Genomic DNA, 24,019 nt, shown 5'->3' on the forward strand with positions numbered 1-24,019 from the left:
CGTGGAGAGCAGCACCGGGGAGCGCGTCGTGGTGGCGGTGGACGGCACCTCGGGGTCGGGGAAGTCGAGCACCTGCCGGGGCGTCGCCGACCGGCTCGGGTTGCGCTACCTGGACACCGGGGCCCAGTTCCGCGCGATGACCTGGTGGATGCTGCGCGAGGGCGTGGACATCCACGACGCCGATGCCGTCGCCGCGCGCGCCGGCGAGCCCACGATCGTCTCCGGCACCGACCCGCTCGCCCCCACCATCGAGGTCGACGGCGTCGACGTGGCGGTCGAGATCCGCTCCGACCGGGTCACGGGCGCGGTGTCGCCGGTGAGCACGGTCCCCGAGGTCCGGGCCCGGCTGCTGGAGCTCCAGCGCGAGATCATCGACGCCGACGGCGGCATCGTGGTCGAGGGGCGCGACATCGGCTCGGTGGTCTGGCCCCAGGCCGAGGTCAAGCTCTACCTGACGGCCGACGCCAACGCGCGCGCGCTGCGCCGCGCGGCCGAGGAGGGCGGCTCCGACGTGGCCGCGACCGAGAAGGTGCTCGCCGAGCGCGACCGGATCGACTCCGGGCGCGCCACCGCCCCGCTGGTGATGGCCGACGGCGCCGTGCACGTCGACACCACCTACCACTCGCTCGACGAGGTCATCGACCGGGTGGTGCAGCTCGTCGAGCGGGCCGTCGGATGAGCGAGCACACCCAGCCGCCCCGCACCGACCACACGCCCCACCCGCCGCGGCTGATGCTCGAAGGGCTTCGGCCGCTCGCCCGCCGGCTGCTCCGACGCCGCTACGACGTACTCGTGCACGGCGCGGAGCACGTGCCCACCTCGGGACCGGTGATCCTCGCGGCCAACCACGTCGGGGTGATCGACGGGCCGCTGCTGGCCATCTTCGCGCCGCGCCCGGTCCACGCCCTGACCAAGATCGAGATGTTCCGCGGCCGGCTGGGCCGCTTCCTGCACTACTCCGGCCAGATCCCCCTCGACCGCTTCGTCTACGACCCGGGCGCGGTCCGGCAGGGGCTGCGGGTGCTGCGCGACGGCGGGGCGGTCGGGATCTTCCCCGAGGGGCACCGCGGCGCGGGGGAGCTCGAGCGCTTCCACCGCGGTGCCGCGTACTTCGCGCTCGTGACCGGCGCCCCGGTCGTGCCGGTGATCCTGATCGGCACCCGCGAGCCCGGCGGGCACACCGGATCGCTCCCGCGCAAGGGCGCGAGGATTGAGCTGGTCTTCGGGCCACCCTTCACACTGGAGCAGACGGCATGGCCGCGCCGTCGCGGCGACGTGGAGTCCGCGTCGCTGCAGTTGCGCGACCGCATGCTCGACGACCTTCGAGAGGCGCTGGTGACCACCGGCCGGAGCCTCCCGGGACCCCTCCCGCCAGGGGAGCAGGAGCCCGACCCTTCCGGTGGCGTGACAGGAACGACGACGTGAGCCAGACCCCCGACAACTCCGAGGCCACCCAGGGCCCCGACGGCCCCGATGGCCCCGTGCCCGTGCTGGCGGTGGTCGGACGCCCCAACGTGGGCAAGTCGACCCTGGTCAACCGGATCATCGGCCGCCGCGAGGCCGTCGTCGAGGACGTCCCCGGCGTCACCCGCGACCGGGTCTCCTACGACGCCAACTGGGCCGGTCGCGCCTTCACGGTCGTCGACACCGGCGGGTGGGACCCCGATGCGCGGGGGCTGGCGCAGAGCATCGCCGCCCAGGCGGAGATCGCGGTGACGCTCGCCGACGCCGTCCTCTTCGTCGTCGACGCCTCCGTCGGCATCACCGACCTCGACGAGTCGGTCGTCAAGATCCTGCGCAAGTCCGGCAAGCCGGTCGTCCTCGCCGCGAACAAGGTGGACGACCAGCGGGCCGAGGCCGAGGCCTTCGGCCTGTGGAACCTCGGCCTGGGGGAGCCGTGGCCCGTCTCGGCGCTGCACGGGCGCGGGTCCGGCGACATGCTGGACGCGATCCTCGCCGCACTGCCGGAGCCGCCGCCCGAGCGCGAGCACGAGGCCGGGGGACCCCGCCGCGTCGCGATCGTCGGCAAGCCCAACGTCGGCAAGTCCTCGCTCCTCAACCGCCTGGCGGGGGAGGAGCGGGTAGTCGTCGACAACGTCGCCGGCACGACGGTCGACCCGGTCGACGAGCTCATCGAGCTCGGCGGGCGCCAGTGGCGCTTCATCGACACCGCGGGCATCCGCAAGCGGGTCAAGGAGGCGTCCGGGCACGAGTACTACGCCTCACTGCGCACCTCCACCGCCATCGACCGCGCCGAGGTGGCCGTGCTGGTCGTCGACGGCGGCGAGTCGCTCTCGGAGCAGGACGTCCGCATCATCCAGACCATCCGCGAGGCCGGCCGCGCCCTCGTCATCGCCTTCAACAAGTGGGACCTGGTCGGCGAGGAGCGCCGCTACTACCTCGAGCGCGAGATCGAGCGCGACCTCGTCCAGGTGCAGTGGGCGCCGCGGATCAACATCACCGCCCGCACCGGCTGGCACGTCGACCGCCTCGTCCCCGCCATCGACAAGGCACTGGAGGGCTGGGAGACCCGGATCTCCACCGGCACGCTCAACGCGTTCCTCGGCCGCCTGGTCGCCGAGCACCCCCACCCGGTGCGCAGCGGCAAGCAGCCCAAGATCCTCTTCGGCACCCAGGCCAGCACGGCGCCGCCGATGTTCATCCTCTTCACCAGCGGCAAGCTCGACGCGTCGTACGAGCGGTTCATCGAGCGCCGCCTGCGCGAGGAGTTCGGCTTCGTCGGCACCCCGATCCTGCTGCAGCAGCGCCCGCGGGAGAAGCGAAAGCGCTAGTTCCACGCGAGTGGCGAGGGCATCTCCCACGACGACGGGTTTCCCCTCCCCGGGCAGGCCGTCTCGCCTAGTCTGGGCCGGTGCGCACGCTGGTGGGACTGACCCTCGGTGCGGTGGCCCTGGCCGTGCTGTCGCCGGTGGCCGGCGCCCAGGGGACCCGCACGTCGTCGCCGGCGCCGGGGGACAGGCCGGTGGCCACCACCCGCTGCTCGCAGCTACCCGCCGCCAGCTGGTGGCGCGACGACGTGAGCCCGGCCTGCTGCGGTGGAACGAAGTGCGCGACGACCTCACGAGCCGGCACCACCTGTGGCCGGCACGTCACGACGCGGGCTCGCGTGACAGCCTCGCCTACCCGCCGATGGGGGCGCGGTTCCGGCTGCGCGCCGGTTGGTCGCCCGCCGGCCTCTCGCCGTACGCCCGACGGGTCGGGCGCGCCCTGAAGACCTACGGCTGGTGCTTGCCGACTGCGGCTCGCCGTGGTTCTTCCAGGGCGAGCAGCACGCCCGCCGGCCCACCCGGCTGATCGAGGACCTCAAGACCATCCCGCCTCCGCCTTCGGCACCTTCCACACCGCGCGACTCCAGGTCGACGACGACAGCATGGCCGTCCGGTGAGCCCGATTCCCGGGTGAGGGCCGCCCTGTTGTAGTGTTCCAGCGCCCGGTCAACGCAGCATCGACCGGGAGATTCGGGCTGTGGCGCAGCTTGGTAGCGCACTTGACTGGGGGTCAAGGGGTCGCAGGTTCAAATCCTGTCAGCCCGACCGATGTGATGTCTCAGGACATCGGCGACACCCGGACCTGCGAATGCAGGTCCGGGTGTTGTTTATTTCGGGGGTCGTCGGGTGGGGCCTTTGGGTGCTCCGGTGGGCTGGTAGTCGCGGCTCGGGTCGAGGATCAGTTCTCGTAGGAGCTCGCCGGTGGCCGCGTTGACGATCCTGATCTGGAGGTCCTGGACGAGCAGGATGACGCAGGTTCCGGCGTGGGTTCGGCCGACGCCGATGTGGTGGAGACGGCTGTTGTGGCGCAGCGTGACCGAGCCGGCTTTGTCGACGCGGTCGTGTCGAACCCGCTCGTGCGTATCGGGGTCGGTGGCCGGACCCGGCAGGGCTTTGGGCATCGAGTCGTAGAGCGTCGCCGGGGTCGCCCGGTGGGGCAGCGACCGGTGTGGGCGCCGGTGGTTGTACTGGTCGACGAAGAGGTCCAGCAGTGCCTGCAGCTCGACGATCGTGGTCGGCTGGACGGGCTGGGCGCGCAGCCACTTCTTCATCGTCTGCTGGAACCGCTCGGCTTTGCCGCAGGTGGTGGGGTGGCCGGGGCGGGAGTTCTTCTGGACGACGTGACGTCGTCGTAGCTCGTCTTCGAAGCTGTTGCGGCCGCCGCGTCCTCCGGCGAATCTGACGGTGTAGACCATGCCGTTGTCAGTGAGCGTGGACGTGGGGATCCCGTGCCGGGCGAGGGCTTCGCGGAAGGTTGTGACCACGATCGGGGTGGTGATCCGCGGGTGCGCGCTCACGTGCAGCGCGTAGCGGGTGCAGTCGTCGAGCCAGGTGATGCTCTCCGCGTCCGCGCCGGGCGGGCGTCGGGACGGGTGAGCCGGTAGTGGGTGAAGTCGGACTGCCAGGTCTCGTTCGGCATCGCCCGCCTGGAAGCGGATGTAGGAGGACTTGGGTCGCTTCTTGGGCTCGGGGGTGACCAGTCCGGCCGCGGTGAGGTGACGGCTGATAGTCGACCTGGACACCCGGTGTCCGTGCTGGTGCTCGAGGTGCCAGGCGATGGTTTCGGGTCCGGCGTCCAGGCCGGCCTCGGTCAGCTCCTTGCGGATCCGGGCGATAAGGTCGACCAGCTCGGCTGCGAGGGCGTTGGGGGAGGTCTTGGGGCGCCGGGAGCGGGGTTCCAGTGCGGTGTCGCCCTCGGCTTCGTAGCGGGCCTTGAGCTTGTAGACCCAGGCGCGATGCACGCCGTAGCGGGCGGCGACCTCGGCAGGGCTCTGGTTGTCGAGGAACAGAGCGGTGATGACCAGGCGGGCCTTCGACGTGGGCTGCGACATGGCCGGGCATCGAGCCTCGTGAAGCTGTCGCCAATGACTCGAGACAGGTGTCGCCTATGTCTTGAGACATGTGTCGCCGATGTCCTGAACCAGAACACTGTCAGCCCGACCGAGAAGTGGCCCGTGACCTGCGGAAACCGCAGCTCAGGGGCCACTAGCCATGTGAGCCAGATCCCCTTATGACGCGTTGATGTACCAGAAACCCTCGCGCTCGCGACCGAGAATCGCTCACGAGGGCCGCGCAGGCTGTTCACCTGAGAGCGCGAAGGGACGTTCGTCAGCATCGTCAGTCGCCACCACGACCGCGTAACGGCGCCAGACTCTGTGGTGTCACCCGTGATACCATCACTGTCATGGCCATGACCCTGCGCCTCTCGGATGCCGAATCAGACGCCCTGCGTCGTCGTGCCGAGCAGGAGTCTCGCTCGATGCAAGACATCGCCCGGCAGGCAGTGCGCGAGTACATCGAGACCCACAGCCGGGCAGAGTTGCTCGGCCAGGTGCTTGACCGGGAACTGCCCCGCTACGCGGAGGCCTTGGAGCGGCTCGGTCAGTGATCTACCTGACGCTGGCCGAACTGCTCCACGTCGCAGAACGAACCCTCGGTAGCGAAGCGCCGGTTCGAGACCCTGGGTTGCTGCAAGCGGCGTTGGCCCGCCCGCAGGCAACAGCCTTCGGCGTCGATGCCTACGCCAGCCTCGAGGAGAAGGCCGCCGCACTGCTGCACTCACTGGCCCGCAACCGTGCGTTGTTGGACGGGAACAAGCGGCTCGCGTTGGCCGGCACGATCGCGTTTCTCGGTGTCAACGGGCGCCGACTCACCCTGACCAATGACCAGGCGTACGAGCTGGTGATAGAGATCGCCGCTGGTGACCTGGACGAGATCGAGGGAATCGCTAGCCGAATCAGGGACGGCAGCCGCCCCTGGTAGGCCCTGCCCCAGATGACGATCGTCGCGCTGTGGGACGGGTCGCGCCCACAGACGTCTACTGGACTGGGCCTTCAAGAAGTTCTACAACTCCGAGTCTGCCCGCCGAGCAGCTCTGCCAAAAATGGCTCCACGAGTGCAACCACCACCGCCCCACACCGCCATCGGCGGGTCAGCACCCTTCACCAGGCTGACCAACCTCACCGGTCAGTACATCTGATATGTGGGGACCTTCTGTCAAGAGGCAGGGTGAGGCGCCAGCTGCGGTGTCCGAGTGGACCAATCGTTCCTGAGCTCGACGACGGGTCGCTAGTGGCGAATCAGTTCGAGCAGATTCGCTTGGTGTCGCTTGATGTCGAACGTCCAACTCGACTGGAATGCTTCGTACGACCATCCATCTGGTGGGTGCGCGACGTCGGCTGAACTCAAGAAGTAGTGAGTCTCCGCCCCGCGGGGAGTCGCGAAGAGGTACTCGTTGCGAGCGTCGTAGGCGTCCTGCGTAAGAACGATCACTCGTTCGACCCGATGTGCGTACGCCAGGTTGAACATGCCGGTGCCTGCGAATCCTGCGACGACGCGAGCGCGGGCGAACAACCCCGCCTGTTCGGTGAGGGTCATGCCGCCAGGATGAACGATGCGGAAGCCAGCGGCGGCGAAGAGGAGTTCAACCTCACTGGTGTTTTTGCAGACGCGCCCGCCAGACTTGCTGCGAGTCACGAAAATTCGCTCTGTGGCTTCGAGGCCCTGTGTCCCGAATCCTCGCCCGAGCTGCTCCCAGATCGAAGTCATTGAGGGGTGCACGTAGAAGGGGACTTGGTTGTGCCACATTGGCGTGGCGGCCACGAGGCTGTTGATCGTGACCCGGCCGGCTACTCGGACGATGTCGTCGGGGGCGATCCCGAAGGCGGTGAGCAGCTCAACATCATGTGGTTCTCGGCCTGACGTGATGTCGCGGGGATGTATGCGCCTGAGGAGCTTGAGGTCTGGGATGGCGGTCTTGGCCGCCTCCCACCCCCAGAGCCTGCTGATTCCCTCAGTCATCAAGTGGCCATAGTGACCGGGGTTGGGATAGTCGAAGTGGTAGTAGCTCCCCGCCAGTTGAGTACTCTTCTGCGCTCCCTTAATTCGACCGAAGTGCGGCCCGATGTCGATCAATCTGGAGTTCGTCAGACGCTTCTGCAGGTGCCAACGGAATGTGTCGGGAAAAAGCACTCCATCTGCAAAAGCGATGGAACCGTAGGCCAAGGTGATGTCGCCAGACTGATAGTGACGTAGCTGGTGCTCGGGAAAGCTGTCAGCTATACGAACCTCCTCGATGCCTCGCACCGAATGCGTCCACAGGCGAGCCGGGTCGTGAAAGGCGCCGCGCGGGAGCACCTGTAGTTCGGTGACGTGAGTCCTGCCGGGCCTGCGGTTGATGACCTCGGTGGCGGTGGCATGACGCGTCTTCAGCAATGCTTCTCGACCGATGACGACACCGGCCACTAGGGGACCACTGATGACACTGGAGACGAGCGCAGCTCGTTGTCGCTGCGCCGGTGGCAAGCGGCCATGCGGGGTCAGATTTGCGAGCGCGGTGATGAACGAGTCGGCGGAAGGTTCGATCGATCGCGTGTCCGCTGCGTACACACCCCCCACGGCTGCGTGTGGCATCAAGCCGTTCATCTGCGCAAGGTGGGTCTTGGCGCTTGCCGGCCGCGTGTTCAGGATGAGGTCCACTGGTCCCTTGCGGCTCAGAGCCCGATGCATGCCCCCGAGGCGCGGCGCCCCGACTACGAGCACGTCTGCCTGCGGGAAACACCTGCGTACGGCGTGGGTAGCACCATCTTGGCCTTGACGTTCGGTGATCACGGCCACTCGGAGGGCCCGGCCAGTGTGCGCGAGAGGGAGCGCGCGCAGGGCCGCCTCGAGGGCGTGGTCGTGACGCTGAAGTGCGAAAGCGACGCGTTGGAGAACCTTGCGGGGGAGCTGCGCAGGCCTCATGGCGAGAGCCTATATCCGCCAGAGCCCGCTCTCGGAAGGGCAACTTAGCGAGACTGACGCGCTCAGCCAACCAGTTCTGGTGGCCAGACAACCGCGAAGCGCTCGAGGACGATCTCGTCCTGCTCTGACCACTCCGCGCCTCGGGCGGAGCAGGCGCGCTGCCAATAGGAACGGTGCTCGGACTGCCAGGTCGACAGGGATCGATCGTCCTCGCCCTCGTCGTAGGCGAACCGCTCATCGACTTCGTCGAACGTGCCGATTCGCAGTTCGATGCTGCGCAGCACCACGCGAGGCGACCCGGAGCCGTCGCACGCCATCCAGTGGGACCCGACGCGTGGGAGGTCGTCGCCGCGTGCGCGGAACTCCGTCACCAGCTCGGACGTGGCCCGCTTCGGTCCGTCGGTCACAGCCTTCAGGAGCTCATCGGCCAAACGGCGGGAGTCGCCGAACTGTTCGACCGTGTACTCGGGGCATGCCCGTACCCGTTCGGGGTGGGCAGCGGCATAAGCCGCCCACATGGCACGAGCTGCTTCGATGTCCACCGCGGCGGCTGGCGGGGTGTCCACGTTGGGTACTCCTCCTTGAGTCGACTAGGGCGAAGGACCGGAACTGTTGCCGACCTCGGACATTCTCACATTCCTCGCGATGGAGTCCGGGGCGTCACCGTGAAAGCGGACGCTGACAACTCGTTCCGTCCGCGCAGTTGTGATTCAGTGAAGTGCTACATCCGCAGGGCGATACTCCGAGCGCCGAGACGTGCGGCATGAGCCGCGAAGATTCGATTGCAACTTGAGTGGTCCATGGCTGGCGCTGGTCACATCGTCGGCTGCTATATGCGGATCGTCGCCACGGTCCCGACGCCCACCTTGCTGGTCAGGGTGACGGTGCCGCCGTGCGCCTCGACCAGCTGACGCACGATCGCCAGGCCCAACCCGCTGCCGCCGGTCGCCCGGCTGCGTGACGGGTCGGCCCGGCGGAACCGGTCGAAGACGGTCGCCAGGTCGGGGGCCGCGATGCCCTCGCCGGTGTCGGTGACGGTGATCTGCCCCGGGCCTGCGGCGAGCGTCACCACGCCGCCGGCCGGGGTGTGCCGCAGGGCGTTCGCGACCAGGTTGCCGACGGCCTGCCGCAGACGGACCGGATCGGCGAGCATCACGGAGCCCGGAGCAGCCTCGACCCGGACCTCGACGCCCGCCGAGCTCCCCGCGGCGCCGAACGCCTCGGCGAGCTGTTCGAGGAAGGCGGGGAGGTCGATCTCCTCGCGCTCCAGCGAGAGCTCACCGGCATCGCCCAGGGAGAGGTCGTGCAGGTCGTCGACCAGGCGCTGCAGGTGCAGCGTCTCCTCCAGCAGGCTGGCGACCAGAGCGGGATCGGGCTTCGCGAGACCGTCCTGGGTCGCCTCCAGCCAGCCCCGGATGTTGGATATCGGGGTGCGCAGCTCATGGGACACGTCGCTGACCAGCTGCTGGCGCGCGCTCTCGAGCTGTTGGCGACGGTCCGCCATCGTGTTGAAGGCACGGGCGACCTGGCCGACCTCGTCGCTGCGGGTGACCGGGACCCGGACAGCGAGGTCACCGTCGCCGGCCTGCAGCGCCGCCGCGGCCATCTGACGCAGCGGCCGTACGACGTACCCGGCGAGGAGCATGCAGAGCAGCAGGGTGGCGACCAGGACGGCGCCGGCGAGCAGCGCGATCCGCAGTCGGCTGTCGCTGGAGAGGTCCCAGCCGAGATCGGCCGTCGGGTCGCCGCCACCGATGAAGAGCAGCGCCGACGGAGCGACGTACGGGGCGAGCACGGCGCGGCGCGACTGGTCGAGACAGCTGGTCACGGCTCGGTGCCCCTCGGAGTAGGACACGATCGCGCTGAAGTCCTCGCCGAGCGCGAGCACGGGCCCGAGACCTGCCTGCTTCAGGCAGGTGTTCACGCGCTGCTGCAGGTTGCCCCAGACCGCGCGCGACGGCGGCCCACCGAACGGACCGACGGCGCGGGCGTCGATCGCCGCGTCGGACGCGACCGTGTACGCGCGGCAGTCGTACTGGCACTCAGCCGTGTCGGTCGAGGGCACGGTGGACTTCCCGCCAGCGGAAGCGAGGAGGGCGGTGTCGATCGACAAGGCGTCGAGGCCGGCGCGCGCTCGGCCCGGCGACTGGACCTCCTTCGAGCCTCCCGCAGAGACGAGCAGAACGTGCCCGCGCGGATCGGTGACGGTGATCGTGTGTCCGGCCGAGCTGGCCAACTGGTTCACCAAGCCCTGGGCCCCACCCCATGACCTATGGGTCGCGGCGTACCCGATCAAGCGGTCGTACGTCGTCGCCTCGGCGTGCAGCGACTGCTGCCTCTCCTCCCCGACGGCGACCGTGGTGGATCGCACGGTTGCCCAGGTGGCCGCGACGACAGCGACGGCTGCGATCGCCGCGCCGATCACGAAGACACGGAAGAACAGGCTCTGAGTCCGTGGGACCCGGTTGTCCTTCACGCGGGCTCGCCAGTGATCGGCACGGTGAGCGAGTAGCCGACGCCGTAGACAGTGCGGACCAGGCCCGGCTCGAACTTCTTGCGCAGGTTGGCGACGTGCACGTCGACCGTGCGGCGCGAGATGAACCCGTCGAGGCCGTGGACGTGACGCAAGACCTGGTCGCGGCTGAACACACGCCCGGGATCGCTGGCCAGCAGCTCCAGCACCGCGAACTCCCCGACGGTGCACTCGACCCCGGCACCTCGGAAGGTCACCTTTCGGGTGGCCGGCGAGATCGAGAGCTCGCCGACGACCAGGGCACGACCGCCGACCGCCGTCGCACTGGACCGGCTGCGACGCAGCAGCGACCGACTCCGTGCCATCAGCTCGCGCGGGCTGTATGGCTTGGTCATGTAGTCGTCAGCGCCGAGGTCGAGGCCGAGCAGCATGTCGTTCTCGCTGACTCGCGCGGTCAGCATCAGGATCGGCACCGCCTCGGTCTCCGGCGAGGAGCGCAGGATCCGGCAGACGTCGAGACCGTCGACGCCGGGCATCATCAGGTCGAGGATGAGGATGTCCGGGACGGCGCTGCGCACCTGGTCGACCGCCGAGCGACCGTCACCGACCACCGTGACCTGGTGGCCCTCGGAGACCGCGTAGCGGCGGACGAGCTCCGCTTGCTTGGGGTCGTCTTCGGCGATCAGGATGCGTGCCACCACCAGAGTCTAGGAACGCTGACCGCAGACCAACACGGTGCTGACATGTCCCTGACATTCGGTTCCTAGCTTCCTGGGATGACGACACACCACTTCCGCGCGGCCGCCGTTGCGGCTGTCCTCGCCGCCGCTCTGCTGTCCGGTTGCGGCGGCTCGCCCTCGACCGACCAGGTCGCCAACATCCCCACCGACGACATCTCGACGAGTCCGACGCCCGGCGGTGGACTCCCGTCCGACCCGTCCGACCCTCCCGGCGCCGACGGGGACCCGAGCGGAGAGACCGACACCACCGATGTCACGGGCCGTCCGGTCTTCCGGCTCGACGACACCGACGCCCGGCGCACGGCGCTGATCAACGCCTGGAGCCAGTGCCTGATCGACCACGGCGCCACCCAGGGCACCGGCCGGAGCGTCCCCGGTCCGACCGGGACCGTCACGAGCGACCTGATCGTCGTCGCCGACCCGGTGCCCGCGAAGGCCAAGGCGGCCTGCGCGAGCAAGCTGCCCCAGCTGCCTCCGGAGACCGAGGCCGAGACGAACCCGGACTTCCACGCCGAGTCGCTGGCCTACGTCGGCTGTATGAAGGCCAAGGGCCTCTGGGTCCAGCTGCTCAACAGCCACAACCTCGACTGGACGTACGCGGCCGGTCACCCGGTCCCTGACGACGAGGACAAGATCGAGCACGGCTGCCTGCTCGAGGCGTTCGGGGGCAAGTGATGGCGGTGCGCCTCACCAGGCTGCGCGTCGCGGTCGGCGTGGTCGTGCTCGCGCTGGTCGGCGGCGGCTCGGCGCTCGCCGTCGGCAACACCGGCACCGACCACGTCGCCCCCGAGAAGAGCGCCGTGGCCACCGTGGCCGTCACGCGCGGCACCGTCCGGCAGTCCCAGGACGTCACCGGGGAGGTCGGCTTCGGAGCACCCGTGACGGTCACCGGACGCGGCAAGGGAATCATCACCTGGCTCCCCTCGGCGGGGGCAACGGTGAAGCGAGGCGGTCAGGTCTACCGGGTCAACGACCGGCCGATCTCGCTGCTCTTCGGCAAGCTCCCGCTCTACCGGGCGCTGACGACGACCGCCGGGACCGACGGCCAGCCGCCGACCGGCAACGACGTCGATCTGGTCGCGGCGAACCTGGCGGCGCTCGGCTACTACGAGGGCACGACCACGGATGCCATCTTCGGCAGTTCACTGGGCGCGGCGGTGAAGGCCTGGCAGGCGGATCTCGGCGTCGACGAGACCGGGACGCTCTCGCCGGCCCACGTCGTCGTGGCTGCGGGCGCCGTCCGGGTCGACTCCGTCAGCGCGCACCTCGGCGACGACGCGGCCACCTCGGTGCTGGAGGTCACCAGCCTCGACAAGGTGATCACCCTGGCCGCGCCGACGTCGCTCGGGGCGTCGCTGCACCCGGGGATCGTCGTGCCGGTCGCCCTCACCGACGGCACCAGGATCAAGACCCGGGTCGTGAGGCTCGGCGCAGCCACGACGCCGACCGACGGCAGCCCGCCGAGCGTTGCGGTCGTCGTCCGCGCGGTGAAGGCGAAGGCGATGGAGGCAGCCGGCCTCGGCACCGTCACCGCCACGATCGTGACGGCGTCGCGCAAGGACGTCCTGCACGTGCCCCTGGCCGCGCTGCTCGCGCTGTCAGGCGGCGGCTACGCCCTCGAGCACGTGGACCACACCCTGGTCCCGGTGACGATCGGCATGGTCGCCGACGGCGAGGTCGAGGTCTCCGGCGTCGCCGAGGGGACCCGGGTCGTGGTGGCCCGATGAGCGTCCTGGAGCTGAGCCGGGTCAGCAAGACGTACGACGGCGGCATCACCGCGCTGCGCGACGCGAACCTGACGATCGCGCCCGGCGACGACCTGGCCATCGTCGGACCGTCCGGATCGGGCAAGTCCACGCTGCTGAACCTGATGGGCACGCTGGACCGGCCGACCTCCGGCACCATCGAGATCTCCGGGACCGATACCTCGCAGCTCAGCGACGCCGAGCTGTCCCGGCTGCGGTCGCGGTGGATCGGCTTCGTGTTCCAGCAGTCGCACCTCGCCGAACGGCTCGACGCCGTCGACAACGTCACCGCCGGCCTCCTCTACGCCGGGGTGCCACGGTCGCAACGCCGCGACCGGGCGGTCGCCGCGCTCGACCGGGTCGGCCTCGGCCACCGGCATGACCACCTGCCGCACCAGCTCTCAGGGGGCGAGCGGCAACGCGTAGGCATCGCCCGTGCCCTGGTGAACGCGCCCGCGATGGTGCTCGCCGACGAGCCGACCGGTGCGCTCGACCAGGCCACCGGACGATCCGTGCTCGCGCTGTTCCGCGAGCTCAACGCGCAAGGCACCACGATCGCGGTGATCACCCACGACTCGTCGGTGGCAGCAGCGTTCAGCCGCCGGGTCAAGATCCGCGACGGACTGCTCACCGAGGAGGTCGTCCGGTGACACGCCTCCTCGACGCGCTGACGCTCGGCTGGCTCGGCGTCCGCGCCAGGCCGGCGCGCGCGGTGATGAGCGCGCTCGGCATCGCGCTCGGTATCGCCACCCTCGTCCTGGTGACGAGCATCCCGGCGAGCGGTCAGGCCGACCTGGACCGCAAGCTCACTGCGCTCGGCACGAACGTGCTGGTGGCGCAGGGATCCGACGCCGGCGAGACCCCTGTCGAGCTCCCCACCTCGGCGGCCGCGATGGTGCGCCGGATCGGACCGGTCGATACGGCGTCCGGGGTCGCGAACCTCAACACCACGGTGCTGAGAACGTCCTTCGCCGACCCCAATGAGACCGCCGGCATCACCGCCCTCGCGGCGACGCCCGACCTGCTGGGCGCGATCCACGCCACGGTCGAGTCCGGCGCCTTCCTGACGCCGACCTTGCAGAGGTTCCCGACCGTCGTCCTCGGCCACACCGCGGCCACCTGGCTCGGCATCACCGACCTCGACCCGGCGCGTGCTCCCGACGTCCTGATCGGCGGTCACCGGTTCACCGTGGTCGGCATCCTGGCCAAGACTCCACTGACCCCCGAGCTGGACCAGGCCGTGCTGGTCGGCTGGGACGCGGCTCGGTCGCAGCTCGGCTTCAGCGGTCACCCGACGGTCGTCTACCTGCGCGCGGCGGAGTCGCAGGTCGAGCCGGTCCGCAGCGTCTTGCCGGCGACCCTGAGCCCAGAGCTGCCCGGGCTGATCTCGGTGAGCCGACCCTCCGACGCGCTGGCGGCGAAGCGCGCGACCCAGTCGACCTTCTCGGCGCTGTTCCTCGGTCTGGCCGCCGTCGCGCTCGTCGTCGGCGGCATCGGCGTGGCGAACACGATGATCGTGTCCGTCCTCGAACGCCGTCGCGAGATCGGTCTGCGCCGTGCGCTCGGCGCGACCCGCGGCGACGTCCGCGGCCAGTTCCTCACCGAGGCCGTGCTGCTCTCGCTGCTCGGTGGCGCCGGCGGGATGCTGATCGGGCTGCTCGGAAGCATCGGGTACGCCGCGTCACGCGATTGGCCGCTGGTGGTCCCTGCGACCGCGATCGGCGCGGGCTTCTCCGGCGCGATCGTGATCGGCGCCCTGGCCGGTCTCTACCCCGCCGTGCGGGCCTCCCGACTGTCTCCGACCGAGGCGCTGGCGACAACCTGACCGTGGCCTGACCATGGCGCTGTTCGGGCGGAACGTGATGGAGATCGTGCACCAGCTGTGGGGCTGGACGACGTCGACGGCCAGGCGTCGATGCGTAGGGCACTCGACGAGGCACGCCGTACCGCCGCCGGGTTGGAGGCCGACCTGAGTGTCGACGACGGCATCCCGGCACCCCACTTGACGCCGAAACCTGGACGTGACAGCCGCAGACGAGACCAAGCGGCACGGTCGCGTTGCTCTGGGGGTCAAGGGGTCGCAGAGCCCGGGTGTCGTTCATTTCGGCGGCTCGGGTCGCCTCGCGCAGCGGCGACGCGGTATCCGATTCGCGATCGCACCTGTGCCACACGCGCAGTCTGTCCCGTGTGGGGCGTCATCGTCGGGAAGCGGGGCGCCGGACGCCCTACCCTCTGGTGGCGAGCAAACCGCGGACCCCGGCACGCTGCTGTGCCGCGCTCGCATCGGAGTAGGCAGCATCCATGAGCCCGACCTCACGAGCCGTCCGGCGCACGCCGCCCCGGCCCTACCTCGCCTGGCAGCTGTCGACCCTGGCACTGACCGCCATCTTCGGGATCGCCGTCGCGCTCGGGTATTCCGGGTCGTGCGGTGCCGCCTCGACGGTGGTCGGGATGTCGCTCATGGTGATCCCGACCGTGGCCATCAGCGTCGTGCCCTGGCACCGCATCGCTCATGCCTGGCAGGCACTCGTGCCGCTGCTCGCGGTGGTGGCGGTGCTGCTGATGGCGCTCGACACCGTCTCCCGGATGCCGTCGGTGCTGCTGATCGCCGTGCTCGCGGTGCTGTGGCTGGTCTTCGACTTCGACTGGATCGGCACCGCCTTGGCGGTGCTCTCCGCCGTCGCGCTCGTGGGTGTTGCGTACCTGGGGGAGGCATCCCTGCCCTCCTCGTGGCCGGTGCGGCTGCAGCTCGCGATGGTGCTCGCCGTGGGCCTGGGCCTGGGTATCGCCGTACGGCAGGTGGGGGTCCGGCTGCGGTGGAGACGACGGGTGCTCGAGGAGCAGTCGGCACTCCACGAGAGCACGCTCGAGCTCGCCCACGACCGGCTCCTGGTGGTCCAGGCCGTCCTCGACTCCGTCGACGCGGGCATCGTCAGCTACGACCGGGACGGCAACCTGGTTCTGGAGAACTCCCTCGCCCACGAGCACGCGGCCCGGGCGGGGGTGCGTCTGTCCGGCGCCGGGGAGGCCCGCCAGACCCAGCTCTACCTCGAGGACCGGGTGACGCCGGTGCCGGACGACCTGCGCGTGGTGCCTCGGGCCCAGCGGGGCGAGGAGGTGCCGCCGCGCACCTACTGGATCGGCCCGCCCGAGGACCAGGTGGCGGTCCGGCTCGGGGCGCGGCAGATCCATCGCGCCAACGGCGACCGGTTCGGCACCGTGGTCGTGGGCTGGGACGTCACCGACGCCGTGGAGGCGGTCCGGGTCCGCGAGGAGTTCCTCACGACGGTCTCGCACGAGCTGCGCACCCCACTCACCTCCATCATCGGCTACCAGGAGCTGATCGCCGAGGAGCTGGGTCCGGAGGACCAGCGGGTCTCGCACATGCTCTCCGTGGCGCAGCGCAACGCGCACGTGCTGCTCTCGCGGGTCTCCCAGCTCCTCCAGGCCTCGGGTGCGGAGGGACCGGGGATGCGGGCCAGGCCGGTGGACGTCTCGTCGCTGGTCCTCGACGCGCTGGCCAAGCAGGGCGCCGTGGCCGCGGCGGCGGGCATCCGCCTGACCACCGCCGTGGCGCCTGGAGTGCGCGGACACCTGGATCCGGACGCGTGGGAGCAGGTGGTCGACAACCTGGTCTCCAATGCTCTCAAGTACACGCCCGCCGGCGGTGCGGTCGAGGTCGGGCTCGAGGGGCGGGACGACGCCTTCGTGCTCCGCGTCGCCGACACCGGCATCGGCATGTCAGGCGCCGAGCTGGATCGGGTGTTCGAGCGCTTCTATCGCACGACCGCGGCCCACGAGCGGGCGATCCAGGGTCTGGGGATCGGACTGTCGATCGCCCAGCAGATCATCGAGGCGCACGGCGGCGAGGTCGACCTGTCCAGCGTCCCGGGGAGGGGGACCACGGCGACCGTCCAGGTCCCGCTGCGCCCGGTGCGGGCCACGGCTGACGTGGCCCCGGGCCTCAGAACTCCGGGCGGGCGAGCGTGACCGACGGGCTCTCGCCGTACTCCTTGCGGTAGGTGACCGAGAAGCGCCCCAGGTGCAGGATCCCGTGTCGCAGGGCCACCTCCTGCACGGTCGATTCGCCCGGTATGGCGGCCGCGAGCACCTCGTGCGTCCGGCGGAGTCGGACGCGCCGCAGGTAGGTCATCGGCGGGCAGTCGTAGTGGCGGCGGAAGCCCTGCTGCAGCGCCCGGACGCCGAGGTGCACCTCCTGCGCCAGCGCGGCGGTCGTCCATGGGTGCTCCGGGCGTTCCTCCAGCAGATGTGCGGCGCGTTGCACCGGCGTCTGCGTGGGCGTGCGCGCCGCGCGGTCGATCTCGTCGCGATAGCTGTGCGGGTGCTCGAGCAGGAAGCTGTCCACCAGCAGCGCCTCGAGGTGGCGGGCGACGGTGGTCAGCACGGCCGGCGGGCTGGGGCGGGCCAACTGCATCCGCGCCAGGTGGACCGTCGGCGCGAGGGCACGGGCCAGCCCGTCGGTGGTGGCCTTGGGCGAGGGACGAAGCGGCGCGCGCACGCTGTGGCCCAGCAGTGACTCCAGCTCGCGCTCGACGGCCCTGCGCGAGAGCAGCAGCGTCAGGACCCGGCACCCACGGAACCACGACGCCTCGGTGACCGCGCCGGGCTCGTAGACGAGCCCCTCACCGGCCCCGGCCGTCTGCACCGGCCCGCCGTCACCCGCGCCCGCGGCACGACCCGCCAGCGTGAGGTTCACGTGGAAGCCGCTGGTGGCCCCGGTCAGCACCCGGGCCTCCGCACCGAAGGACAGCAGCCCGACCGAGGAGGAGGCGATCCGCACCTCGTCGAGCTGCATGTGGAAGCGGCTCTGGTCGGTGGAGTTCAGCACCAGCCGGTTGGGGACGTGGTACGCCGCCGCCACGGCTGCCTCGGCCTCGCCGGGGTCGGTGGTCCGCCATGTCGCCAGTGCTCCGACATCGCCGTCACGGTCCATCGTCGAACCCTAAACCCTAGGTTGGCGAACGCGCCGATGCCGCCGATGGAGGACACCTGGACCAGGTGTCCCGTGGCCGCGCTCGCGCATGGCCGGCAGCGGCGCCCGCACGACGCGCAGAGGCCCGAGCACGTTGGTCTCGAGCTGGTCGTGCAGGTCGGCGTCGGTGAGCTCCTCCACGGCGCCGAATTGGCCGTAGCCGGCGTTGTTGACGACGACGTCGAGACCGCCGAGCCGGTTCTCGGCGTCGCGGACGACGGCCGCGACGGCCGCCCCGTCGGTCACGTCCAGGGTCAGCGGCACCAGCGTGTCGGGGTGCGCGGTTGCCAGGTCGTCGATTGCGTGGCGCTCGCGCGCCGTAGCCGCGACCCGGTCGCCCCGCTCGAGGGCGGCACGGGCGAAGGCGCGCCCGAAACCACACGAGGCGCCTGTGATGAACCAGTTCCTGCTCATCTGCTGCTCCTTCGATGGGTCTCGGCTTCGGGGGGTCTCAGCGCTGCCGGGTGGGGCGGACGACGATCTCGTTGACGTCGACGTCGTCGGGCTGCGCGAGCGCGAACGAGATCGCCCCGGCGACGGCGACGGGGGAGATGCTGGCGGCTCGGTAGGTGGTCATCAGCTCGGCGGCGTGCGGGTCGGTGATGTGGTCGGCGAGCTCGGACTCGACGACGCCGGGGGAGATGGTGGTGACCCGGATGCCGGGGTCGGCCTCGAGGCGCAGCCCCTCGGTCAGCGCCCACGCGGCGTACTTGGTCGCCGAGTAGACCGCGGAGGTGGCCGAGACCTGGTGGGCGCCGATGGAGGCGAGGGTCACCACGTGGCCGCCGCCCTGCTCGCGGAAGCGGGGCAGCACCGCCGCTACGCCGTGCAGGAGCCCGCGCACGTTGACGTCGAGCATCCGGTTCCACTCGTCCACGAGGAACGAGTCCAGCCGCGAGAGCAGCATGGCGCCGGCGTTGCCGACGAGGACGTCCAGCCGGCCGTGGTCGGCGACGACGCGCCCCACCAGGTCGGCGAACGCGGCACGGTCGGTGACGTCGAGGGCGCGGGCCTCCATCCGGTGCCCGGCCGCGCTCGCGTCGTGCGCCAGCTCCTCGAGGCGGTCGGCACGGCGGGCGGTCGCGACCACGACGTGGCCCTCGGCAGCGAGCCGGCGGGCGGTCGCTGCCCCGATGCCGCTGCTGGCGCCGGTGACCAGGACGATCTTCGGACGGGGTGAGGCAAAGGTGTCGGTCATGTCGTCGACGGTGCCCCCTCGCGCGGCCCCCTGCTAGGACGTGTCGTGCCCGGGAGCGCTGCACCCACCCACGGCGCCACGTTCGTACCTAGGATCGAGGCATGCCGACCACCGCGCTGGGGGAGTACCTCCGCGCCCGCCGCGCTCAGGTGACGCCCGAGTCCGCGGGCGTCCCGGTCCACGGCGTACGCCGGGTCCCGGGCCTGCGCCGCGAGGAGGTCGCGACCATGGCCGGGATGAGCGTCGACTACTACATCCGCCTCGAGCAGGGGCGAGAGCGGCGCCCTTCCGCGCAGGTGCTCGACGCCCTCAGTCAGGTCCTGCGGCTCGACGACGACGCCCGTCAGCATCTCTACCAGGTCGCCGGACTGACACCCGGCACCCCGCGACCCCCGCTGCCCGAGCGGGTCGACCCCGAGCTGCTGCGCCTGCTGGACCTCTGGCCCGACACGCCGGCCCTCGTGCTCGGCCGCGCCTACGACGTCCTCGCCGGCAACCCGCTCGCCTATGCCCTCTTCGACGGGTTCCAGCAGGGGCCGAACCTGATGATGAAGGTGTTCCTGGACCCGGACGCCCGGACCTTCTACGTCGACTGGGAGCGGGTGGCGCGCTACACCGTGGCGGGCTTCCGGGTGCTGCACGGACGCAGCCCGCACGACCCGCGCATCGCCGAGGTCGTCGCTCTGCTGAGCCGGGAGAGCCAGGACTTCGTGGCGATGTGGGACAGGCACGAGGCGCGCACCAAGCGCCTGGAGCGCAAGCGCTTCCGCCATCGCGAGGTCGGGGAGCTCACCCTCGGCATCCACGCCTTCGACGTCCGCACCGCTCCCGGCCAGGAGCTGATCGTCTACCACGCAGAGCCTGGCTCGCGGGCCGCGGAGGCGCTCGCCCTACTCGGCAGCCTGGCCGCCACACGAGCGTCGGAGCAGCGCGGCTGACGTCCATGATGGGTGTCTGCGTCGGGTTCGGCGTCTACGTCTGGAACGCCGGCGATGCGCCGGGCAACTTCGTCGCGGGGCGGGTGGTCACGTTCCTCGGCGCGATCTGTCTGTGCCTGTTCTGCACGGCCGCGACGATCATCCGCCAGCTGATCGGGCGCTTCAACGCCGTCGACCGGGTCCTCTACCCGGCGCTCGGCTACCTGGCGGCGATCGGGACCGCGGCGTATGGGTGCTACGTCTTCGCCGGCGCCTCGGGCAACGGTGCCAAACCGGAGTACGTCGCCGGCCACGTCGTCCTCGGGCTCGGCCTGATCTGCGGCTGTGTGTCCACGGTCGCCGCCGCCTCGACGAAGTTCTCGCTGATCCCCGCCAACTCGGCGAAGGCGGTGGGGTTGGGGGGGGGGATCTGCTTCACGCTCTACTCGATCGTCTCCATCCTGGAGAGCGGCACCTCCCGGCAATGAACCCGGGCAAACGATTGACACGATGTCGACGCCGCAGAGGTGTGCGCCACTCGCGCTGCAGAGGATTCAGGCCCGGCCTCATCACCCGTCGAGCGCACGGCGGCGCTCGCTGCGCAGTCACTGAGCAGCGAGCGCCGTCACCTGTGCGGGCGTGCGGTCAGTGGCTCACCGCCGGCGGGCCGTCAGACCGCCGACGTAGTGCCGGTCGTGGTCCTGACGCTGCCACGCCTGCCACTTCTTTCCGTGGCCCTTCCTGCCTCCCCCGTGGTGGCCGTGACCGTGGCCGTGGCCGGGGCGGGTCACCACGCCATTGACCGTCGAGGTGTCCTTGGCGAAGGTGAGCACCGCCGTGGCGATCGCGTCGGAGTTCACATCCAGCGCGCCCACGTTGATGTTCCCCTTGAGCCAGTAGTCCTCGTCGAGCTGGTCGTAGAGCGCCTCGTCCTGGCCCTCACCGGTGAGGTTGTCGCACGGCTGGTGGTAGCACGGGTCGTACGCCGCGCCTGCCACGCCGCCGTACCGCGCGGCCTCCTCGTCGGTCTTGACGACCTCGGCACCGGTGAACAGGCCACCGGCCGGGATCCCGACCGCGATGAACGGTCCGTAGTCGGAGCGGCCCGAGAACTCGCTGTCCTGGAACGGCTCCCCGCGGTTGGCGTAGAACTTCTCGAAGACGTCCTCGATCTGCGCCGATCCCTCGGGGATGAAGCCGTCGGGTGCGGTGCCACCGGAGTTGTCGCCGTCGTACACGCCGAAGATGTAGTTGGGCGAGGCGACCATGTCGAAGTTGAGGTAGAGCGCGATCGCCTCGGCCTGCTCCTCGCTCAGCTCGGCGACGTAGTGCTCGGAGCCGAGCAGGCCGCTCTCCTCCGCGCCCCACCAGGCGAACCGGACCTGGTTGGCCGGCCTCACCTTCGCCATCTGCAGCGCGACCTCGAGGAGCGCGGCGCTGCCGGAGCCGTTGTCGTTGATGCCCGCACCCTCCTGAACGCTGTCGAGGTGGGCGCCGGCCATCACGACGTTGTCCGTGCGGCCCCGACGGGTCTCGGCCACGACGTTCCAGCTGGTGCGCTCCTCGGTCGTGTACTCGACGGTCACGGTGACCCTGGCGCCAGGGGTGGCCGCGAGGTTCACCCCGGTGTCGTACGTCGCGAAGACCGCGGGGATCGTCAGTCCGGTCGCGTCGCCGATCATGTTGAGCAGCCCGGTGCGACCCGGCTGGCCCTCGTTCATGATCACTACGCCGGCCGCACCCGCCGCCTGGGCGTTGAGCGCCTTCACGCTGAAGCCGCAGGTGCCCCGCTGGAGCAGCGCAATCGAGCCGGCCACGAAGCCGGCGAAGTCCGCGGCCTCGCAACCACTGGAGTTGGTGCCGACCGGTGCGGTCGGGTCGAGTACGAGGCCCACCGGGACAAGGGCGCCGGTGGCGGTGCCCTCGGGCGAGCCGGTGTCGAAGGTGTTGCGCAGGAAGTCCTGCTCGTCGACGAACTCGGCGGGATCGGGGCTGACCCGGATCAGCTCGGAGTTCTCCTCGAAGTAGTCGAAGGTGAACTCCTGCACCGTGGGCCGGTAGCCCGCGTGCCGAAGCCTCCCGACCACGTAGCCGACGGAGGACTCGTAACCAGGGCGTCCGGCGGCGCGGTCCCCGTCCTCGTCGGCGATGCGCTGGAGGGCCTGGAGATGCCGGAGCACACCCTTGACCGAGACAGCCCTGGTGAGCTTGCGGACCGAGTCGTTGCTCGAGTGGTGCCCCCCACCGCCGTGCCAGTGATGGCCCTGGTGGTGGCCGTGCTGGCCGCGGCGGGGTGAGTCGGCGTACGCGGGGACGGTGGCGGCCGCGCCGAGCACGGCCAGCGTGACAGCAATCGCGGTGAGCGCCCTGAGGGGTATGGACATCGTTGTCAGTCTCCTTCGTCAGGCCCTTCGGAGGTACCGGGTCCAGGGGGGCCAGGACAACGGTTGAACAGGCGATGTTCGCCGCACCGTCGGTCGAGGGGCGGTGAACGAGCCGGATATCCCCAAAATTGGGGACGCACCCTCTCGACTCGTGAGGTGGTGACCGTGACCAGCGCGCCGAGGGGAGCGGAGGTGCCGTGTGCGCCTCCGCTCCTCGATCCCGCCGTCCCTCAGGTGAGGGCTACGCCCGCGCGACCTGGAGGACGTCGCAGAAGCTGGCGCACTGACTCGACGTGGGGGTAGCGGGTGCCGAGGATGCGTGCGAAGTTCAGTCGGCTTTCTCGGAGGCGGACGGTCACACGCTCACCCCGCCCGGCGACTCGGTGCGGACGCCGGGCCGGGCACACCATCAGTCCGAGCTGTGAGGAGCACCTTATCGACGGGACATCGATCGCGCTGCTTCCAACGGGAGGCACGAAACGCTACGTCCAAACTCCTTAACTGACAATGACTCAACCTGGCCAAACTGGTAGCCATTTCAGGCCATGGCCAAACTAACTCTTACCCGACATCATCGGGGTTCCTCGGACTCTTGGATTCTCGGATGTTGTGGGGCCTTGTGCAAAAGCACGTCCTAGTCTCCATATCGATGAAGCCGCGAAACTCTCCTCCGGGTGTGATTCCACCACACACGAAAGGATCGATGAGAACAATGCGAGCTTACGGACGATCTACAGTGATGGCGGCAGTTCTCTGCCTTCTGTCGCTGAGTTTTGTTGGAGCAGCCCCCGCTCAGGCGTACTCATTCGAGTACGACGTTGCCGTGGACTGTGGTTGGCCATGCCCAGGGCTCGGCGACAGCGTCGGCTCCTGGCTTCAAGGGGCGGCTGGATGCGGCGACGGAGGCTACGTCCGATCGGAAGATACGCTTAGGATGCGTGACTTCTGCGGTGACGGGATGTCCGTCGGCATGCATTGGCGGACAAACTACGGCCGGGCTGGAATGTGTCGAAGCACCTTGGGCTCGGGGAATATTGGGGAATGCAACAAGAATTTTGCTGAGGGCGAGACGATCGAATTTCGTGTTGGCCGGTGTGACGGCAGTGTGCATGTATGCAAGCGCCCGGGCCAGGGCTGGCGTGACTGGAGTGGCTGGTCAAGTTCAGCGACATAATTAGGAGTCTTGCGCGGGCCTAGTTTGCGCAATGGGGCCTGCGGGAGAAGAGCCAAAGAAGGCTCGACACAAACCGTCTTCCTAGACCGCAGAGTGATCAGGCTCTTCGCAATTCAGGGTGGAGGTCGGCTGGCGCGTCGGTCCCGGTGCAGACATCGAGGCTCCCGAGGATGAAGGCTCCTACACGCTCATCCTGAGGCGCGGGGAGTGTCCCGACGTGCGTTCACGTCGTGGCCACGTGGGGTCAGGATCTCCCTTGAGCGACGGTCCTCGGTTGCAGCCGGTGATCCATGCTCTACTAGGACGACGGGTGGACGCGTGGCCGTGAGGTCGCGTGCGGGCCGACTTCAACTGTTGAAGGTCGTGCTCTCATGAACTATTGGGTCAGCGTCATCTTCCGGGCCATCCCGCTCGCCATGATGGGTGTCTGCGTCGGGTTCGGCGTCTACGTCTGGAACGCCGGCGATGCGCCGGGCAACTTCGTCGCGGGGCGGGTGGTCACGTTCCTCGGCGCGATCTGTCTGTGCCTGTTCTGCACGGCCGCGACGATCATCCGCCAGCTGATCGGGCGCTTCAACGCCGTCGACCGGGTCCTCTACCCGGCGCTCGGCTACCTGGCGGCGATCGGGACCGCGGCGTATGGG

General features: G+C 69.8%; 23 protein-coding genes, 1 tRNA gene and 1 pseudogene. 15 read left to right on the top strand and 10 right to left on the bottom strand.

The window, feature by feature from the left end; genetic code table 11:
• Nucleotide 1: 1 nt before the first annotated feature.
• From cmk to der, 3 genes are read left to right on the top strand one after another with little or no spacing between them, the layout of a single operon-like run.
• A complete protein-coding gene (gene cmk, locus LRP67_RS20655) occupies nucleotides 2-679 on the top strand; it encodes a (d)CMP kinase (protein ID WP_231272119.1) in 678 nt (225 codons plus the stop codon).
• A complete protein-coding gene (locus tag LRP67_RS20660; RefSeq protein ID WP_231272120.1) occupies nucleotides 676-1,425 on the top strand; it encodes a 1-acyl-sn-glycerol-3-phosphate acyltransferase in 750 nt (249 codons plus the stop codon). Before cmk ends, LRP67_RS20660 begins: the two co-directional genes overlap by 4 nt.
• Entirely contained in the window at nucleotides 1,422-2,792 is a 1,371-nt protein-coding gene (gene der / locus LRP67_RS20665) for a ribosome biogenesis GTPase Der (protein ID WP_231272122.1), read from the top strand. Before LRP67_RS20660 ends, der begins: the two co-directional genes overlap by 4 nt.
• Nucleotides 2,793-2,859: 67 nt before the next feature.
• Here the strand turns inward: der and LRP67_RS20670 are convergent, their stop codons facing one another.
• The gene (locus LRP67_RS20670) at nucleotides 2,860-3,114 is read right to left on the bottom strand and encodes a hypothetical protein (RefSeq protein WP_231272123.1); all 255 of its coding nucleotides are present in this window, start codon (nucleotides 3,112-3,114) and stop codon (nucleotides 2,860-2,862) included.
• Nucleotides 3,115-3,480: 366 nt separating this feature from the next.
• Between LRP67_RS20670 and LRP67_RS20675 the strand changes: the two genes are divergently transcribed.
• A tRNA-Pro gene (locus LRP67_RS20675) sits at nucleotides 3,481-3,554 on the top strand.
• A 62-nt stretch (nucleotides 3,555-3,616) separates the two neighbouring features.
• On the opposite strand, the gene LRP67_RS20680 is transcribed toward LRP67_RS20675, so the two are convergent.
• Nucleotides 3,617-4,840 carry an integrase core domain-containing protein gene (locus LRP67_RS20680; protein WP_231272125.1) on the bottom strand — a complete coding sequence of 408 codons (1,224 nt, stop codon included), beginning with the start codon at nucleotides 4,838-4,840 and terminating at the stop codon, nucleotides 3,617-3,619.
• Between the two features lie 353 nt (nucleotides 4,841-5,193).
• Here LRP67_RS20680 and LRP67_RS20685 point away from each other — a divergent pair, with 353 nt between their 5' ends.
• From LRP67_RS20685 to LRP67_RS22085, 3 genes and pseudogenes are all read left to right on the top strand, one after another.
• Nucleotides 5,194-5,397 (top strand): hypothetical protein, encoded by a 204-nt coding sequence (locus LRP67_RS20685; RefSeq protein ID WP_231272127.1) that lies wholly within the window; start codon nucleotides 5,194-5,196, stop codon nucleotides 5,395-5,397.
• Nucleotides 5,394-5,771, top strand: coding sequence for a type II toxin-antitoxin system death-on-curing family toxin (locus LRP67_RS20690; RefSeq protein ID WP_231272129.1), 378 nt, complete (start codon nucleotides 5,394-5,396; stop codon nucleotides 5,769-5,771). Before LRP67_RS20685 ends, LRP67_RS20690 begins: the two co-directional genes overlap by 4 nt.
• 40 nt (nucleotides 5,772-5,811) lie before the next feature.
• Nucleotides 5,812-5,988 (top strand): annotated as a pseudogene (locus tag LRP67_RS22085) (IS481 family transposase); the annotation flags it as partial.
• 89 nt (nucleotides 5,989-6,077) lie between these two features.
• Here the strand turns inward: LRP67_RS22085 and LRP67_RS22000 are convergent.
• The 4 genes from LRP67_RS22000 to LRP67_RS20710 form a co-directional block, all read right to left on the bottom strand.
• Complete coding sequence (locus LRP67_RS22000) at nucleotides 6,078-7,487, bottom strand: DUF563 domain-containing protein (RefSeq protein ID WP_231272131.1); 1,410 nt, start codon at nucleotides 7,485-7,487, stop codon at nucleotides 6,078-6,080.
• A gap of 326 nt (nucleotides 7,488-7,813) precedes the next feature.
• Nucleotides 7,814-8,317, bottom strand: a complete 504-nt coding sequence (locus LRP67_RS20700; protein ID WP_231272133.1) for an ASCH domain-containing protein — start codon at nucleotides 8,315-8,317, stop codon at nucleotides 7,814-7,816.
• Between the two features lie 263 nt (nucleotides 8,318-8,580).
• Nucleotides 8,581-10,227 (bottom strand): cell wall metabolism sensor histidine kinase WalK, encoded by a 1,647-nt coding sequence (locus LRP67_RS22005; protein WP_231272134.1) that lies wholly within the window; start codon nucleotides 10,225-10,227, stop codon nucleotides 8,581-8,583.
• Nucleotides 10,224-10,922 carry a response regulator transcription factor gene (locus LRP67_RS20710; protein ID WP_231272136.1) on the bottom strand — a complete coding sequence of 233 codons (699 nt, stop codon included), beginning with the start codon at nucleotides 10,920-10,922 and terminating at the stop codon, nucleotides 10,224-10,226. Before LRP67_RS20710 ends, LRP67_RS22005 begins: the two co-directional genes overlap by 4 nt.
• A 78-nt stretch (nucleotides 10,923-11,000) precedes the next feature.
• Here LRP67_RS20710 and LRP67_RS20715 point away from each other — a divergent pair, with 78 nt between their 5' ends.
• The 5 genes from LRP67_RS20715 to LRP67_RS20735 all read left to right on the top strand — a co-directional run bounded on the left by LRP67_RS20715 (nucleotide 11,001) and on the right by LRP67_RS20735 (nucleotide 16,699).
• Entirely contained in the window at nucleotides 11,001-11,639 is a 639-nt protein-coding gene (locus tag LRP67_RS20715; protein ID WP_231272139.1) for a hypothetical protein, read from the top strand.
• A 5-nt stretch (nucleotides 11,640-11,644) separates the two neighbouring features.
• Complete coding sequence (locus LRP67_RS20720; protein WP_231272140.1) at nucleotides 11,645-12,691, top strand: peptidoglycan-binding domain-containing protein; 1,047 nt, start codon at nucleotides 11,645-11,647, stop codon at nucleotides 12,689-12,691.
• Nucleotides 12,688-13,359, top strand: a complete 672-nt coding sequence (locus LRP67_RS20725; protein WP_231272142.1) for an ABC transporter ATP-binding protein — start codon at nucleotides 12,688-12,690, stop codon at nucleotides 13,357-13,359. The genes LRP67_RS20720 and LRP67_RS20725 overlap by 4 nt, the downstream gene beginning before the upstream one ends.
• A complete protein-coding gene (locus LRP67_RS20730; protein ID WP_231272144.1) occupies nucleotides 13,356-14,534 on the top strand; it encodes an ABC transporter permease in 1,179 nt (392 codons plus the stop codon). The genes LRP67_RS20725 and LRP67_RS20730 overlap by 4 nt, the downstream gene beginning before the upstream one ends.
• A 476-nt stretch (nucleotides 14,535-15,010) precedes the next feature.
• Nucleotides 15,011-16,699 carry a cell wall metabolism sensor histidine kinase WalK gene (locus LRP67_RS20735; protein ID WP_231272151.1) on the top strand — a complete coding sequence of 563 codons (1,689 nt, stop codon included), beginning with the start codon at nucleotides 15,011-15,013 and terminating at the stop codon, nucleotides 16,697-16,699.
• On the opposite strand, the gene LRP67_RS20740 is transcribed toward LRP67_RS20735, so the two are convergent.
• The 3 genes from LRP67_RS20740 to LRP67_RS20750 are packed head-to-tail and all read right to left on the bottom strand — an operon-like array spanning nucleotide 16,674 to nucleotide 18,900.
• On the bottom strand, nucleotides 16,674-17,663 hold the full coding sequence (locus tag LRP67_RS20740) for an AraC family transcriptional regulator (protein ID WP_231272152.1): 990 nt from the start codon (nucleotides 17,661-17,663) through the stop codon (nucleotides 16,674-16,676). The two genes, LRP67_RS20735 and LRP67_RS20740, sit on opposite strands and share 26 nt — an antisense overlap.
• Before the next feature lie 9 nt (nucleotides 17,664-17,672).
• Nucleotides 17,673-18,116 (bottom strand): SDR family NAD(P)-dependent oxidoreductase, encoded by a 444-nt coding sequence (locus LRP67_RS20745; RefSeq protein WP_231272153.1) that lies wholly within the window; start codon nucleotides 18,114-18,116, stop codon nucleotides 17,673-17,675.
• 37 nt (nucleotides 18,117-18,153) lie between these two features.
• Nucleotides 18,154-18,900: an SDR family oxidoreductase gene (locus tag LRP67_RS20750; RefSeq protein ID WP_231272158.1), complete on the bottom strand. Its 747-nt coding sequence runs from the start codon at nucleotides 18,898-18,900 to the stop codon at nucleotides 18,154-18,156.
• A 101-nt stretch (nucleotides 18,901-19,001) separates the two neighbouring features.
• Here LRP67_RS20750 and LRP67_RS20755 point away from each other — a divergent pair, with 101 nt between their 5' ends.
• Entirely contained in the window at nucleotides 19,002-19,838 is an 837-nt protein-coding gene (locus LRP67_RS20755) for a helix-turn-helix transcriptional regulator (RefSeq protein ID WP_231272160.1), read from the top strand.
• 5 nt (nucleotides 19,839-19,843) lie between these two features.
• On the top strand, nucleotides 19,844-20,305 hold the full coding sequence (locus LRP67_RS20760; protein ID WP_231272161.1) for a DUF2776 family protein: 462 nt from the start codon (nucleotides 19,844-19,846) through the stop codon (nucleotides 20,303-20,305).
• A gap of 165 nt (nucleotides 20,306-20,470) precedes the next feature.
• Here the strand turns inward: LRP67_RS20760 and LRP67_RS20765 are convergent, their stop codons facing one another.
• Nucleotides 20,471-22,201 carry a M28 family metallopeptidase gene (locus LRP67_RS20765; RefSeq protein WP_231272163.1) on the bottom strand — a complete coding sequence of 577 codons (1,731 nt, stop codon included), beginning with the start codon at nucleotides 22,199-22,201 and terminating at the stop codon, nucleotides 20,471-20,473.
• A 1,545-nt stretch (nucleotides 22,202-23,746) separates the two neighbouring features.
• Here LRP67_RS20765 and LRP67_RS20770 point away from each other — a divergent pair.
• The coding region (locus LRP67_RS20770; protein ID WP_231272164.1) for a DUF2776 family protein at nucleotides 23,747-24,019 on the top strand (273 nt) is incomplete at its 3' end.

It is taken from the genome of Nocardioides sp. cx-169 (assembly GCF_021083605.1).
GTDB lineage: Bacteria > Actinomycetota > Actinomycetes > Propionibacteriales > Nocardioidaceae > Nocardioides.